The sequence below is a fragment of the Propionivibrio sp. genome (assembly GCF_049316945.1).
Classification (GTDB): Bacteria; Pseudomonadota; Gammaproteobacteria; order Burkholderiales; family Rhodocyclaceae; genus Propionivibrio.
In genome coordinates this window covers 1-13,672 of record NZ_JBMOJE010000048.1, presented here as the reverse complement: position 1 = coordinate 13,672, position 13,672 = coordinate 1, and the positions used below count along the sequence as shown (strand labels likewise).

Sequence of the window (13,672 nt, the reverse complement as noted above, 5' to 3'; positions counted from 1 at the left end):
AGTGCACAGAGGCACAGAGATCACGGAGAAAAACTCCGCGAATATAATCTTGTCGTCCTGCTTTTCTCCGGGTTCTCTGTGTCTCCGTGTGCTCCGTGTTGAAAGCGTTCACCCCTCTCACGAAGACTTCCTTACCCGCAGATACCACTCGCACAGCAGGCGCACCTGTTTCTCGGTGTAGCCCTTGGCGATCATGCGATTGAGAAAATCCTGATGCTTCTTCTGTTCGTCGCCGCTGGCCTTGGTGTTGAAGGAGATGACCGGTAGTAGTTCTTCGGTGTTGGAGAACATTTTCTTCTCGATCACCGCGCGCAGTTTCTCGTAGGACGTCCAGCTCGGGTTCTGCCCGTCGTGCTTGGCACGGGCGCGCAGCACGAAGTTCACCACCTCGTTGCGAAAATCCTTCGGGTTGGAGATGCCGGCCGGCTTCTCGATCTTCTCCAGTTCGTCGTTCAGTGCGCTGCGATCAAGCATTTCCCCGGTATTCGGATCGCGGAATTCCTGATCCTGAATCCAGAAGTCGGCGTAAAGAACGTAGCGGTCGAAAATGTTTTGACCGTACTCCGAGTAGCTTTCAAGGTAAGCGGTCTGGATTTCCTTGCCGATGAACTCGGCGTAACGCGGCGACAGATACTCCTTGATATAGCGCAGGTATTTTTCCTCAAGCTCGGGAGAGAACTGCTCCTGCTCGATCTGCTGTTCAAGCACGTACATCAGATGCACGGGGTTGGCGGCAATCTCGCGGTGGTCAAAATTAAACACCTTGGACAGGATCTTGAAGGCGAAGCGGGTTGATAACCCGGTCATTCCTTCATCCACACCGGCGTAATCGCGGTACTCCTGATAGCTCTTGGCCTTGGGGTCGGTGTCCTTCAGGTTTTCGCCGTCATAGATGCGCATTTTCGAGAACAGGCTTGAGTTCTCCGGCTCCTTCAGGCGAGACAGCACGGAAAACTGGCCCATCATGCGCAAGGTGTCCGGCGCGCAGGGCGCCTTATCGAGCGAGGAATTGACCAGCAGCTTCTCGTAGATGCGGATCTCGTCGGAAACGCGCAACGAGTACGGCACCTTGACGATGTAGATGCGGTCAAGAAAGGCCTCGTTGTTGCGGTTGTTCTTGAAAGCCAGCCACTCGGCCTCGTTCGAGTGAGCCAGGACCAGGCCGTCGAACGGGATCGCGCCGAAACCCTCGGTCCCCTTGTAATTACTCTCCTGGGTTGCGGTCAGCAGCGGGTGCAGCACCTTGATCGGCGCCTTGAACATTTCAACGAATTCAAGCACGCCACGATTGGCCAGGCACAGGCCACCGGAGTAGGAATAGGCATCCGGGTCGTTCTGCGAGAAGGTTTCGAGCTTGCGGATGTCGATCTTGCCGACCAGCGAGGAAATGTCCTGATTGTTCTCGTCGCCCGGCTCGGTTTTCGAGACGGCGATCTGCGACAGCACCGAAGGGTACAGCTTGACCACCCGGAACCTGGTGATATCGCCGCCAAACTCGTGCAACCGCTTGACCGCCCACGGACTCATGATGGTATTCAGATAGCGGCGCGGAATGTTGTAGTCGTCTTCAAGCAGCGTGGCGTCTTCCTCGGGGTTGAACAGCCCGAGCGGTGATTCGTGCACCGGCGAATCCTTGATCGCATAAAAGGGCACCTTCTCGATCAGGTACTTGAGCTTCTCGGCCAGGGATGACTTGCCACCACCGACCGGACCCAGCAGATAGAGAATCTGCTTCTTTTCTTCCAGCCCCTGCGCCGCGTGGCGAAAGTAGGAAACGATGTTTTCAATGACCTCTTCCATGCCGAACAGGTCGCGGAAGGCGGGATAACGCCGGATCATCTTGTTGGCAAAAATCCGCGACAGGCGGTGATCGCTGCGCGTATCCACTGTTTCCGGGTTGCCTATCGCCAGCAACATGCGCTCGGCGACGCTGGCATAAGCCGAACGATCACGTTTACACAATTCCAGATAATCCTGGACGGACATTTCCTCCGCAAGAGCCGCCTCGTAGCGGCCTTGATAGCGGGCGAAGATCGACATGGCGTTTCTCCTTGGCGTTCGTCGTATGCGATGCCTGTTACCGTGAAAGTCGCGCTAGCGACTCTCGAACCTCCCCTCGCCCTCCGGGAGAGGGGTCGGGGGGCGAGATGGGGAATTCGCGGAGCATGCTCCGCGCCCATCGAGCGATTCCGGCTGGTAAGCCGGAATGCGCACTGCAAGTGAGGGAAACGGGCAGGACTTTCATAATTTGGGGCGCCTTGCAAAGTCATGCCTGTTAGAGCAGCAACTCGCGAAAAGGTTTTCCAATAATCAGAGCCGGGTACTAATTGTTGGGCATATCGTTAAAATTAGCTTGCCAGACAGGGAGATACAAGTTGAATTGCTGACAGTTTTTCAGCAGCTTTTATCCATGGAAGATTGACCAGGCTTGCCTTGCTCGGAGATACTCTCGGTGGCCCCCTTGCCCAGCAGAGGCAACGGGAAGATTGAAGTGATGTCAGTTCTTTTGTGCCACCGGAACTTGAAACAACACTCAGGGGATTAACGTGTCAGATAGCCAAACGCCGCCACCTTTACCGACAGCAAAACCAGAATCAATTACGCCGCCACCTCTGCCGCCTCTGCCACCTTTTCCTGCTGAACATAATGGCCCTGGCCTGGTTCCTCCACCACTGCCTGAAATCGACACCCCAAAACCCGCGCTGCCTGGCGCGTCACCACCGCCATTGCCGGCGCAAGCTTCTGCGTGGGCAGATTTACCCCCGCCTTTGCCGGCAGACAAGCCGGAGATTGCTTCAGTTGCGGCGGCTAAAATCGAGGCGCCTAATCCGCCACCGCCGCCTGCATTGGCGGTTTCCACGCCCACTCCAGCCACTCCAGCCACTCCACCGGCTACGCCGCCACTCTCGCCTGCCGACAAATCTGCCACTGCCGCTCAGCCTCCGTCAGCCCTGAAGCGTACCCTTTGGGTTGCTGGAGGTATCGGAAGCCTGGCCCTTATCGGTGTTCTTGCTTATTACTTCTACAGCAAGCTGGAAGCCAACGGGCCTTCGCCCACGCTTGAAACTGCCTCGGGCATTGTCCCTGCACCTGCACGCGCTCCTGAACCTGAACCGGCACCAAGCCCATCCGTTTCTCCTCCTGCGCTACCCCAATCGGCTCCTGCTCCTCCTGCCCCCCGGGCGCCGGCTCCCGCTAAAAACGCACCAGGCAACCTGGAACGTCTGGAAGGGGCTTTCTATTTGTTCGGGCAAAGCATCAAAGGTGCGGGAAATGGCTATCGAACTGCGTATACCGTACTTAACTCCGACATTGCCGCCGGAGAACCACTGGCCGGCCAGGTCAAATCCCAGGTTTTTCGAGTCGTGATGAATTGTGCGAATTCGACCTGGGCCTACGACCAGCGCTTCTACTACGCCATGCCCTTTGGTGAAGGAGAGCGTCTTGCCGAGCGCAAGTGGCAGACCGATGAAATGAAATGGAAGCCGCTCAGGGACAGCCTTCAGGATAAGAAGCTATACGGTTTCCTCTGTCGATAAAATCAGGAGGGGATCAATCAGTTCTTAATTCAGCCGCTTGATACGATCCAAAGTCGGCAGCGTCACCGTCTTCCTTGACTTGGCATAAGCAGTCAGCACCTCCAGGTCAATGTCTCCGTCCTGTATATGTTTTCCCTTCACCAGCACGGTGAAGTTGTCGCCGCCTGAAGCGAGGAAGCTGTTGACCGTCACCCGGTAGCTATCCCCCAGGTTGAGCGGGTTGCCGTGCAAGCTCATCGAGTTAGCCACAATCCGCTTGCCGGTACCCGGCGCGGCACCTTCCGGCTGGCTGGCATCCCAGGCGTAGGCAAATCCCGACGATACGGACAGAATGCGCCCTCCGGCCGGCTGAGGACTTTCCCATTGCTGTTCAAGCAGGCGAAGTATCTGCTCGCCGGTCAGGTCCATCGTCACCAGATTATTGTTGAACGGATGAACGCTGTACAACTGGCCATAAGTCACCTGCAGGGTGCCGTTTTGACCACCGTTTTGACCACCGTTTTGGCCACCGTTTTGGCCACCACTCTGGCCACCGTTGAGGTCACTGCGAATGCCCCCCGGATTGACAAAGGCGATCTGCGCGGCCTTCGCACCGTAGGACGCATCAGAGGTGCCAAACAGATAGGCATCGGCAATCACGTTACCCAGCGTGCTTTCGCCAGCCTTGCTGGCAGTGCGGTCAAGCGAGCCAGAAAGTTGCGCGACGACCACTTGCGCCCGTTTTTCCGTCAGTTGCGCGTAGCGTTGCAGCTTGGCATCCATTGCCGCATCCTTCGGCAATGGCGCATAACCCTCCGGCAGCGGAATCGGCTGCTTGTTCGAATCCTTCAGCACGCTGTCGTTAATGACAACATGATTAACGGCGTCCTTCTTCAGCACCTTGCCGGTAGCCGGATCAACCGTCAGATCGATCTTTGTCACCATGCGGCCATAGTGACCGGCCTGCGTCAGAAGCTTGCCGTCCGGACGTGTGCAGACGAATTCCTCGTGCGTGTGTCCGGTGATGACCACCTCGACAGCCGCATCCAGACTGTCGGCAATGCGCAGCGCATCGCCACTGAATCCGGGGCAGGACTGATCGTTGATCGTACTTGCCGTTGTCGCGGCGCCCTGATGCAGCAGGACGACGATGAATGCTGCGCCCTGCCCTTGCAGCGCCGGAACGAGGCTGTTGATGGTGCTGATTTCGTCGGCAAAGCGCAATCCTTTGACCCCCTCTGGAGTCACGACTGACGGCGTATCTTTCAGCGTCACACCGATGAAGCCGATCTTCACGCCACCAATCGCGCGCAGCGCAGAGGGCGGAAACAGAGTATTGCCGGTTCTCTGGTCGAAGACGTTCGCCGCCAGGTAGCGGAATTTCGCACCGTCAAACCTGCTGTTGTTCATGCAGGTATCAATACCGACGATGCCGCGTGTGCGGTCGGCTGTTGCGGGAAAGCATCCACCATGCTGCAGGCGCAACAATTCATCCCGGCCCTTGTCAAATTCGTGATTGCCCACCGTTGACAATTCCAGCCCGAGCTGGCTTATCGCGTCGATGGTCGGCTCATCATGAAACATGCCCGACACCTGCGGCGAAGCGCCGACCAGATCGCCCGCTGCAACAACCAGCGTATTTTCGGGATTTGTGGCCTTGAGATTCGTGATCAGCGTCGATAGATACGCGATACCTCCGGCCGGGACTTTGGTCGCCTTCCCTGTTCCAGGATCTTTGACCATGGCTGAACTGCCCGACGGAAGCAGGTTTCCGTGGAAATCGTTAAAGCTGATCAGGGAGACCGTCACCGGGGCCGGCGTCGTTTCCAGCGTGGAACAGGAAGCCAGCAGGAAGTTCGCCGCAACGACCAGGACAGCAAGCAGTGATTGGTTAAACCTCAACATGCCTTCTCCTTCACACGCGATGGTCCGTAGCAGCGGACAATTGCGCATTATCCCGTATTCCTTATTCGCCGTGTCGCCGTGGTCAACTGCCTTTTCCAGGGTCAAGTTAAAAAAGGGGGCAATGTTTCTTGAGAGCCTCCTCTTTTACCTATTGCTCTGAAAGCCTCGCCAATTGGCGTTCTGTGAGCATTCATCCATGAAAGTCAATGAATTCGCCACTCTTCAGGCCTATAGCCTGTAGATTGCCTATTCATGCGGCCTGCAGGCCAATGGCGTTCCACTAACCCTCATTGCGCGTCTGCTCAACCCAGATCAACTTGTGCACATCGATCCCCAATACCTTGGCCTGGTTAAGCAGTTGCTCGCGGATATCCGCTGGTAGATGCTTGTCCCTGGCCAGAATCCAAAGGTAGTCGCGGTCGGGGCCGACGACCATTGCCCAGCGATAGTTTTGCTGGTCGAGCGCCACCACATGGTAGCCGCCATAGAAGGGCCCGAAGAACGAAACCTTCAGTGAAGCACGGTCGGATTCCCCGGTGAACAAGGCGCGACCTACCGCCTGGCGCCAGTCGCCTTTTTTGCTGTCGTAGCCCCGGTTGGTCACTTCAACGCTGCCATCGGCCTGCTGGCGGTAGGTGGCGCTCACGTCGCTCAGGCCACGTTCGAAGGAGTGGTCGAGGCGTGCTATTTCGTACCACTTGCCCGCATAACGATTGATATCGAAGGGTGTGACGGCAGTCATGCCGTCAGGCGGTGTGGTGGAACAGGCGCTGAGTCCCAGCAGGGAAGCCAGGAACAAGGCGGCCAGCTGAATGAAGCGCCAGCCAAAGGAAGGCATGCGTAAATCTTTAGATGAATACATTGTTTGTCCTGGACAATAATTGAAAATATTCGTAATATTAAGTCTAAATCGGAAAATAATGAATATTTTGTCCACGACATACTTGGCTGGTAGATAGCATGGATAAAATCGCACTCGTCACTGGCGCCGCCGGAGGACTCGTAACAAAGTCATGCCCGTTTGGGTGAACCTCTGGGCGAACTAAACGACAAAATCGGTGACAAACATCAAGCCGTTCGACGCACGTCAAGTTTTATCTGGAGTGTCGTTCCAGCGCTCCTTGCCTGGCTGGCGTTTCTGCTTCCGCCGACGCTGACGAGCCTCTTGCTGGTTAGCGGTTTACTTGCCCACTATTGGCAGGTTCGCCGCCTGGTCAGCACCGCCAGTTTGCCGGCCTGGTATTTGCCATTGCGTTTGCGCTTGAGCAGCGTCGCCTGCCTTTGTCTGACAGCAGGCGGTGTTGCCCAGTGTGTGTGACAATTCATGATCCATCGTGTCGAGGAGGGAATAATGAACTTCTTTACCAAATTGCCGGGATACACCAAGACGCCACCCGGGTTGGAACGTGAGGTGCTTCGTCGCCTGCCCAAGACACTGCTGTTCGGCATGCTGCTGCTCGGCGTGCCCTCGTTGATTGCCCGCTTTCTTCTGTGGTACGGGATTGAATCCGTAAGCGAAACGCAGATCACCACCGTCGAATATTATGCAATCAGTCTGGTCATCCTGCACTGGACGATCATTGGCACGGTAGCTATCGGCGCCTTTATCGTCCTGGTGATGAAAGGCCCGGCCTATGTCGCCGACGCCTATCCGCTTGAAGATTCGGATACTCCAAAGGGTAATAAGCAGGCAGACAGTCCGTCTAGACCGCTGGCTGAATGAGCGGGAAGAGTCCCGACAGCAAAACTTCACCCGTCCCCAGCAGGCGCTGGTCAACAAGCCGATGACCCTCGACGGCGGGCGTCAGGCGGTCATCATCGGCGATGGGAAAAGCACCGTGGTCTCTTTGTAGGGTGTGAAACGCGAAGCGTTGCGCACCTTCAGGCGGATCAAGCACGTCGATGCACGAGGGGATTCCGCGTGCGCAAAGAAAAGACTTTGCGCACCCTACCGGGCTGCATGTGCGCCCGCACCTCATCACTTTGCGGCCGTTCGAAAATTTCCAGGAAAATTCGTGGTTTTGAGTTGGAACGGCGCCCCATCGAAAATGACTACACATCCTTCCGACCCATGCCGGCCATTCGCGCACATGCAGTCTGGAACAATGGATGGGAATAGCTTTCCGATATCGGTGGAATTTCGACAATTGCTCCAAGGTCTCTACCTCTTCTACCTCCAACGGCCGGCCCAATAGGTTTCGTTTAGGTATCTTGTCCGTCATCGCTTGCCTCTCCAGGGGATTTAACCCCGTGCAGCAAGATTCGTTCCACTTCGGTTATGCGCTATTACTTAGTTGTGATGTTTCATCCTTAAAACCGCAGTTGGATGTGATGCCAATGTCGCAAGCCCTCATCCCCGGCCCTTCTCCCGCGGGGAGAAGGGTGTAAACTCCCTCGCCCTGCGGGAGAGGGTTGGGGTGAGGGCTAAACACGCGTCAAACCTGGCTTTGCTGTCAATTAGTCGCGGTCAACTGCGGTTTTAAGGTTCATTCAAAGACTTTCTGTTGTTTTCGAACGGGGGATCCAGGTTAGCGGGCTTCAGAAAACCCTAGCGATGCCTGAATGGGGTCACCCAACCGTTCCTGTCATCTCATCCGCGATAGACAATGCGATAGATGGCGCCCGCGAGGTCGTCGGCCACCAGCAGCGAACCATCGGGTAGCACCAGCACGTCGGCGGGTCGTCCCCAGGCCGTTTCGCCCTGGAGCCAGCCACTGGCGAAAGTTTCGTAAGCCACCGCCTTGCTACCCTGCAAGCGCACCAGCGTAATCCGGTAACCGATCTTCTTTGATCGGTTCCACGATCCATGCTCGGCGATGAATATCTGGTTTCGGTACTCGGGCGGAAACAGGGTTCCGGTGTAAAAGCGCATGCCCAGCGCGGCGACATGCGGCCCCAGCTTCTGCGCGGGCGCGGCAAACTCTTCGCAGGTGTGTTTGGCACCAAAATCCGGATCGGGCAGGCCTCCACCGTGGCAATAGGGATAGCCAAAATCCAATCCGGCACGAGGCGCATGGTTTAGTTCGTCGGGCGGGAAGTCATCCCCCAGCATGTCTCGACCATTGTCAGTAAACCACAGCGCCTTGGTCTGCGGATGCCAGTCGAAACCGACGCTGTTGCGCACACCGCGGGCATAGATTTCCATGGCGCTGCCATCAGGATTCATGCGCATAATGTTGGCATAACGTTGCGGATCGGGTTCGCAGATGTTGCAGGGCGCACCTACCGGAATGTAAAGTTTGCCGTCCGGGCCAAAAGCGATGAATTTCCAGCCATGGTGTGTCTCGGCCGGCAGTTTGTCAGTGACAACCACGGCGGCTGGCGGATGTCCCAGGCGTTGTTCGATGTCGTCGTAGCGCAGGATGCGGCTCACCGTCGAGACATAAAGACTGCCCTCCTTGTAGGCCACGCCCACTGGGAGCTTCAGTCCGCTGGCAACCAGGGTCACTCCCTGGGCCTTGAAGCTTGCGTCGAAGCTCACCGCATGAACTTTTCCCGCCTGCATCGAACCAACGAAAAGCGTGCCACCCTTGCGATCGTGATGCCCGAGCGTCATCTGGCGGGCATTGTCGACGCGCGCCCAGAGCTCGATGGCGAAGCCCGGCGGCAACTTGATACGCTCGAGGGGCAACTCGGCGGCCATCACAGTCATCGAGATCAGGGCGAAGGCAAATCCAATGATTTTATGTCGGCGCATGTTGGTTCCTCGCAGGGTTAAAGACGATTGAATATAGTGCTACTGCATGAAAATGAGCAACACCAACAACCTCTGGAATCGATTCCCAGTTTCGATCAGAAATGTCTTACATTCCGCATGTCGGCGAGACAATAACGCGTGAATTATCGGCCTAAAATTTTGGTTGAAAGGCATGCTTTGAAACGCCGATGAGATCGAGAACTTGGCCTTGTAGTTCAGTGAGACGTGCCTCGAAGAACTGGAATGTATGGCCATCGAGGAGAAGCCGATGACGCTCGGCATGGCTGAAGAGGCGCAAGATCTGCTCGGCGGTAGGACGAGCGCACTGGCGCTGCTCCGGATACACGGGAAGTTCGTCGATCCGTTCGCGCTTCATGGCCAGACGCAATTCGCGTTCGATGAGCGCCCCGACAAGTAGGGCGAGGTATCAACGCCGTCAAGCGTCAGGTTTTTCGCGAGCACTTGCCCAGTCTGTTTGCAAACTACGGAGTACATTGCTGGATCCTTTCATCGGGTTACTCTCGGATAACTGGGTGACAATCGCTTCAAGGGTAATACCCTCCAAGACAGGGCGAGTTGCTGGTTTAATGAATCCATTTTAAAGGTGCCGTCAGGAAATCGTTTCTGACCCATTCGGCGAGTCGAGCGCCAGCACTTAATCATCAGTGCCGGGCCGACTATTTGCTGAGCAGGCGCATGCCACGTTCCAGCCCGTCGAGGGTCATCGGAAACATGCGCCCGCCGAGTAGGGTGTGGATCATCGAGATCGACTGGCGGTAGGTCCAGGAATGTTCCGCTTCGGGGTTGAGCCAGATGGCGTGCGGCCACGCGTCGGTCAGGCGGCGCAGCCAGGTGGCGCCGGGTTCGCGGTTGTTGTATTCGACGCTGCCGCCGGGGTGGAGGATTTCGTAGGGGCTCATCGCCGCGTCGCCGACCAGGATCAGTTTGTAGTCGTTGCCGTACTTGTGTAGCACGTCGAGCGTCGGGATGCGCTCGTTGAAGCGGCGGCTGTTGTCCTTCCATACATGGTCATAGACGCAGTTGTGGAAGTAGTAATGTTCGAGGTGCTTGAACTCGCTGCGGCAGGCCGAGAAGAGTTCTTCGCAGACGCGGACGTGGTCGTCCATCGAGCCGCCGATATCGAGGAAAAGCAGCACCTTGACGGCGTTGTGGCGTTCGGGACGCATGTGCAGGTCGAGCCAGCCGGCGTTGCGTGCGGTGCCGGCGATGGTGCCGTCGAGGTCGAGTTCTTCGGCGGCACCCTGGCGGGCGAAATGGCGCAAGCGGCGCAGGGCCAGCTTGATGTTGCGCGTGCCCAGTTCAATCTGATCGTCGAGATTGCGGAACTCGCGTTTTTCCCAGACTTTGATCGCCGAGCGATGCTCGCTCTTGCCACCGAAGCGGATGCCTTCCGGGTGCGTGCCGCCGTGGCCGAAGGGCGAAGTGCCGCCGGTGCCGATCCACTTGCTGCCGCCGGAATGGCGCTCCTTCTGCTCGGCCAGTCGCTGCTTCAGGGTTTCCATCAGCTTGTCCCAGCCGAGTTTTTCCAGCTTGGCGCGCTCGGCATCGCTCAGGTGCTTCCTGACCGCCTGGCGCAGCCAGTCCTCGGGAATCAGGGCGTCCATGCCGGGCAGGGCTTCGACGCCCTTGAAGTATTCGCCGAAAGCGCGGTCGAACTTGTCGAACAGGGTTTCGTCCTTGACCAGCACGGCACGCGACAGGACATAAAAATCGTCGAGGCTGTGCTCGATGACATGCTCTTGCAGGGCTTCGAGCAAGGTCAGGAACTCCTTGGTCGACACCGGGAGTTTGCTGGCCTTGAGATGCAGGAAGAAGTCGATCAGCATGATATGGAGCGCAGCCTGGGCAGGGGACGGAAGGACTTCAGCGGTTGTTGCGCGCCATGAAAATCAGGCGCTCGAAAAGATGAACATCCTGCTCGTTCTTGAGCAGCGCGCCGTGCAGTGGCGGGATGGAAACCTTCTGATCCCTGGTGCGCAGCGCTTCAGGCGGAATATCTTCGGCCAGCAGGAGCTTGAGCCAGTCGAGCAGCTCGGAGGTGGATGGCTTTTTTTTCAGCCCAGGAATGTCACGCAATTCGAAGAAGACCTCCAGCGCCTCGCGCAGCAGGGTTTTCTTCAGCCCGGGAAAGTGCACGTCGACGATTTTGGTCATCGTCTCCTTGTCCGGGAACTTGATGTAGTGGAAAAAACAGCGGCGCAGGAAAGCGTCGGGCAGTTCCTTCTCGTTATTCGACGTGATGAACAGAATCGGCCGATGACGGGCTTTGACCAGTTGCCGGGTTTCGTAAACAAAAAACTCCATGCGGTCGAGTTCGCGCAACAGGTCATTCGGGAATTCGATATCGGCTTTGTCGATTTCGTCGATCAGCACCACCGACGGCGTTTCGCAGTTGAAGGCCTCCCACAGAACGCCCTTCAGGATGTAGTTGCCGATGTCGGCGACCTTGGCCTCGCCGAGTTGCGAGTCGCGCAAACGGGAGACGGCATCGTACTCATAGAGGCCCTGCTGGGCCTTGGTCGTCGATTTGATGTGCCACTGGAAGAGCGGCAGGCCAAGGGCCGCAGCCACTTCCTCGGCGAGCATCGTCTTGCCGGTACCGGGTTCGCCCTTGATCAGCAGTGGACGCTGCAGGGTGATGGCGGCATTGACGGCAAGCGTCAGATCATTGGTTGCAACGTAATTGTCGGAGCCTGAGAAACGCATGGGAGATACCTTGATGAAGAAGCCTCGATTTTAACGGCAAACGTCGTGCCGCGAATTCTCGGCCAAAGCACGCCGGAGGCATGGCAAAGCCAGAGATTGTCGACCCGCAGTCTTCGTCCTGTGCCTACCGCAAATAGGCAACGAAGCTCGGTGCGGCCCTTTGCGTCAGCCAGGCGAGTGCTGCCTGGCTGATAATGTATTGATTTTCGGAAGGGTGATCAACATGAACGAAACACGGCTGCGCACGATTGAGCAGAGCGATCAATTTATCAGCTGTCGAGTTCAGCGCCCGTTCGAACCCGCCGGCGCGGCGCGCAGATACTGTAACGGCCATGAAGCAGTCTGTCCCAGAGCCTGGGCTGCAGCCAGTGGCCAATAGGGGTTACGCAGAATTTCCCGGCCGACGAGCACCATATCGGCCTGGCCGCTGCGGATGATGTGATCGGCCTGCGCCGGCGAGGTGATCAGGCCAACGGTGGCGCTGGGGAGGCTGGCTTCGTGGCGAACCCGTGCGGCGAACTCGGTCTGGAATCCGGGGCCGGCAGGAATTTTCGCTGTTGGCACCAGGCCGGCCGTCGAGATATCGGCCAGATCGACGCCAAGCCCCTTGAGTTCACGGCACAGCTCAACCGTCTCATCCGCATTCCAGCCGCCTTCGACCCAGTCGGTGGCCGACAGGCGGATCAGCAGAGGCAGTCGTTCCGGCCACTCGGCGCGCACCGCAGCGACCACCTCGCGGACCAGGCGCGTACGGTTCTCGAAGCTGCCGCCGTAGGCATCGGTACGGCAATTGGACAGCGGCGACAGGAACTGGTGCAGCAGGTAGCCGTGCGCCGCATGTATCTCCACGGTCTTGAAACCGGCTTCGCGCGCCCGGCGCGCACCGGCGGCAAACTGGGCGACCACCTGGCGGATGCCGGTCGCGTCCAGTTCGTGCGGCACAGCATAGCCTTCACCGAACGACACGGGCGACGGGGCGATGACTTGCCATCCGCCTTCGCTCACTCTGAGTGTGCTTTGCGCCTGCCAGCCCAGTCCAACGCTCGCCTTGCGGCCGGCATGCGCCAACTGTATGGCAGCCACGCAACCCTGCTCCTGAGAGAAACGCGCGATGCGCGCCAGCGGCTCGATCTGTTTGTCGTCCCAGAGGCCGAGATCGCCCGGGCTGATCCGTCCCTCCGGGCTGACAGCGGTGGCCTCGAATATCATCAGCGCTGCGCCGCCGACCGCACGACTGCCGTAATGCACGAAATGCCAGTCAGCCGCCATGCCGTCGTGCGCCGAGTATTGGCACATGGGCGGGATGCCGATACGATTGGAGAGGACGATGTCCCGCAGTTTGAGTGTGTCGAATAGTTGGGCCATGGTTCGGTTCCTGAGAAAGGTGTAGAAGTTTAACGCCTGGCCTTTGAAATGAAAAAGCCAAGCCTTGTCCATGAGGTATGAGCCTGAACGAGACCTGTATTTCCATCGAGAAGTGAGCCTGAAGCGATAAATCCGAGACTGAATCGATAAGCGGGTTGATCATCGCCAGGATGGTCATCAACATGAATGACAACGGGGGGCGGGTTTCGATTCATGAATTTACGGATATAGCATTGCGCAAAGCAAAGAGGTGCGCGGGTTTCGCTACAAAGTGGTATTTGTCGATTTGCGCGGCAAGCGTATGCTTTTGTAATATGCGTGGGCGTGCGAAATCCTGACGCGTACACGCCAAACGTCGGTTCAGATGAGCTACGAGATTACGGTTGGCAGAAGTGCCGCAGGTTGATCGTGTCCCTCCTGCAAACTTGCTTGAATTTTGCGGTAGCGACTGTTGGGGGAC

At 57.5% G+C, this 13,672-nt stretch carries 11 protein-coding genes; 4 read left to right on the top strand and 7 right to left on the bottom strand.

Translation table 11 applies throughout. The annotated features are described in order from the left end of the window. Nucleotides 1-117: 117 nt before the first annotated feature. On the bottom strand, nucleotides 118-2,040 hold the full coding sequence (locus tag ACOYNV_RS12415; protein ID WP_422900097.1) for a PrkA family serine protein kinase: 1,923 nt from the start codon (nucleotides 2,038-2,040) through the stop codon (nucleotides 118-120). Between the two features lie 506 nt (nucleotides 2,041-2,546). On the opposite strand from ACOYNV_RS12415, the gene ACOYNV_RS12410 reads away from it, so the two are divergent. Continuing rightward, nucleotides 2,547-3,539: a surface-adhesin E family protein gene (locus ACOYNV_RS12410; RefSeq protein ID WP_422900096.1), complete on the top strand. Its 993-nt coding sequence runs from the start codon at nucleotides 2,547-2,549 to the stop codon at nucleotides 3,537-3,539. Between the two features lie 24 nt (nucleotides 3,540-3,563). Here ACOYNV_RS12410 and ACOYNV_RS12405 read toward each other — a convergent pair whose 3' ends face one another. Continuing rightward, nucleotides 3,564-5,423: a bifunctional metallophosphatase/5'-nucleotidase gene (locus ACOYNV_RS12405; RefSeq protein ID WP_422900095.1), complete on the bottom strand. Its 1,860-nt coding sequence runs from the start codon at nucleotides 5,421-5,423 to the stop codon at nucleotides 3,564-3,566. 280 nt (nucleotides 5,424-5,703) lie between these two features. Next, nucleotides 5,704-6,285, bottom strand: coding sequence for a lipocalin family protein (locus ACOYNV_RS12400; protein ID WP_422900094.1), 582 nt, complete (start codon nucleotides 6,283-6,285; stop codon nucleotides 5,704-5,706). A gap of 159 nt (nucleotides 6,286-6,444) precedes the next feature. Between ACOYNV_RS12400 and ACOYNV_RS12395 the strand changes: the two genes are divergently transcribed. Both ACOYNV_RS12395 and ACOYNV_RS12390 read left to right on the top strand, forming a co-directional pair. Then, on the top strand, nucleotides 6,445-6,741 hold the full coding sequence (locus ACOYNV_RS12395) for a DUF3429 domain-containing protein (protein ID WP_422900093.1): 297 nt from the start codon (nucleotides 6,445-6,447) through the stop codon (nucleotides 6,739-6,741). 33 nt (nucleotides 6,742-6,774) lie between these two features. After that, a complete protein-coding gene (locus ACOYNV_RS12390) occupies nucleotides 6,775-7,146 on the top strand; it encodes a hypothetical protein (RefSeq protein ID WP_422900092.1) in 372 nt (123 codons plus the stop codon). An 867-nt stretch (nucleotides 7,147-8,013) separates the two neighbouring features. Here the strand turns inward: ACOYNV_RS12390 and ACOYNV_RS12385 are convergent. Further along, a complete protein-coding gene (locus ACOYNV_RS12385) occupies nucleotides 8,014-9,120 on the bottom strand; it encodes a PQQ-dependent sugar dehydrogenase (RefSeq protein WP_422900091.1) in 1,107 nt (368 codons plus the stop codon). A 247-nt stretch (nucleotides 9,121-9,367) separates the two neighbouring features. Here ACOYNV_RS12385 and ACOYNV_RS12380 point away from each other — a divergent pair, with 247 nt between their 5' ends. After that, on the top strand, nucleotides 9,368-9,538 hold the full coding sequence (locus tag ACOYNV_RS12380) for a hypothetical protein (RefSeq protein ID WP_422900090.1): 171 nt from the start codon (nucleotides 9,368-9,370) through the stop codon (nucleotides 9,536-9,538). Nucleotides 9,539-9,797: 259 nt separating this feature from the next. On the opposite strand, the gene ACOYNV_RS12375 is transcribed toward ACOYNV_RS12380, so the two are convergent. From ACOYNV_RS12375 to ACOYNV_RS12365, 3 genes are all read right to left on the bottom strand, one after another. Continuing rightward, nucleotides 9,798-10,967, bottom strand: a complete 1,170-nt coding sequence (locus tag ACOYNV_RS12375) for a vWA domain-containing protein (RefSeq protein WP_422900089.1) — start codon at nucleotides 10,965-10,967, stop codon at nucleotides 9,798-9,800. 37 nt (nucleotides 10,968-11,004) lie between these two features. Further along, entirely contained in the window at nucleotides 11,005-11,847 is an 843-nt protein-coding gene (locus tag ACOYNV_RS12370) for an AAA family ATPase (RefSeq protein WP_422900088.1), read from the bottom strand. Nucleotides 11,848-12,129: 282 nt separating this feature from the next. Continuing rightward, a complete protein-coding gene (locus tag ACOYNV_RS12365; protein WP_422900087.1) occupies nucleotides 12,130-13,212 on the bottom strand; it encodes an NADH:flavin oxidoreductase/NADH oxidase in 1,083 nt (360 codons plus the stop codon). Nucleotides 13,213-13,672 lie beyond the last annotated feature (460 nt).

Bases quoted from the DNA above. Each gene is read 5' to 3' on its own strand.
- ACOYNV_RS12415 (WP_422900097.1), bottom strand. From the start codon at position 2,040: ATGTCGATCTTCGCCCGCTATCAAGGCCGCTACGAGGCGGCTCTTGCG.
- ACOYNV_RS12405 (WP_422900095.1), bottom strand. From the start codon at position 5,423: ATGTTGAGGTTTAACCAATCACTGCTTGCTGTCCTGGTCGTTGCGGCG.
- ACOYNV_RS12400 (WP_422900094.1), bottom strand. From the start codon at position 6,285: ATGTATTCATCTAAAGATTTACGCATGCCTTCCTTTGGCTGGCGCTTC.
- ACOYNV_RS12390 (WP_422900092.1), top strand. From the start codon at position 6,775: ATGAACTTCTTTACCAAATTGCCGGGATACACCAAGACGCCACCCGGG.
- ACOYNV_RS12385 (WP_422900091.1), bottom strand. From the start codon at position 9,120: ATGCGCCGACATAAAATCATTGGATTTGCCTTCGCCCTGATCTCGATG.
- ACOYNV_RS12380 (WP_422900090.1), top strand. From the start codon at position 9,368: ATGGCCATCGAGGAGAAGCCGATGACGCTCGGCATGGCTGAAGAGGCG.
- ACOYNV_RS12375 (WP_422900089.1), bottom strand. From the start codon at position 10,967: ATGCTGATCGACTTCTTCCTGCATCTCAAGGCCAGCAAACTCCCGGTG.
- ACOYNV_RS12370 (WP_422900088.1), bottom strand. From the start codon at position 11,847: ATGCGTTTCTCAGGCTCCGACAATTACGTTGCAACCAATGATCTGACG.
- ACOYNV_RS12365 (WP_422900087.1), bottom strand. From the start codon at position 13,212: ATGGCCCAACTATTCGACACACTCAAACTGCGGGACATCGTCCTCTCC.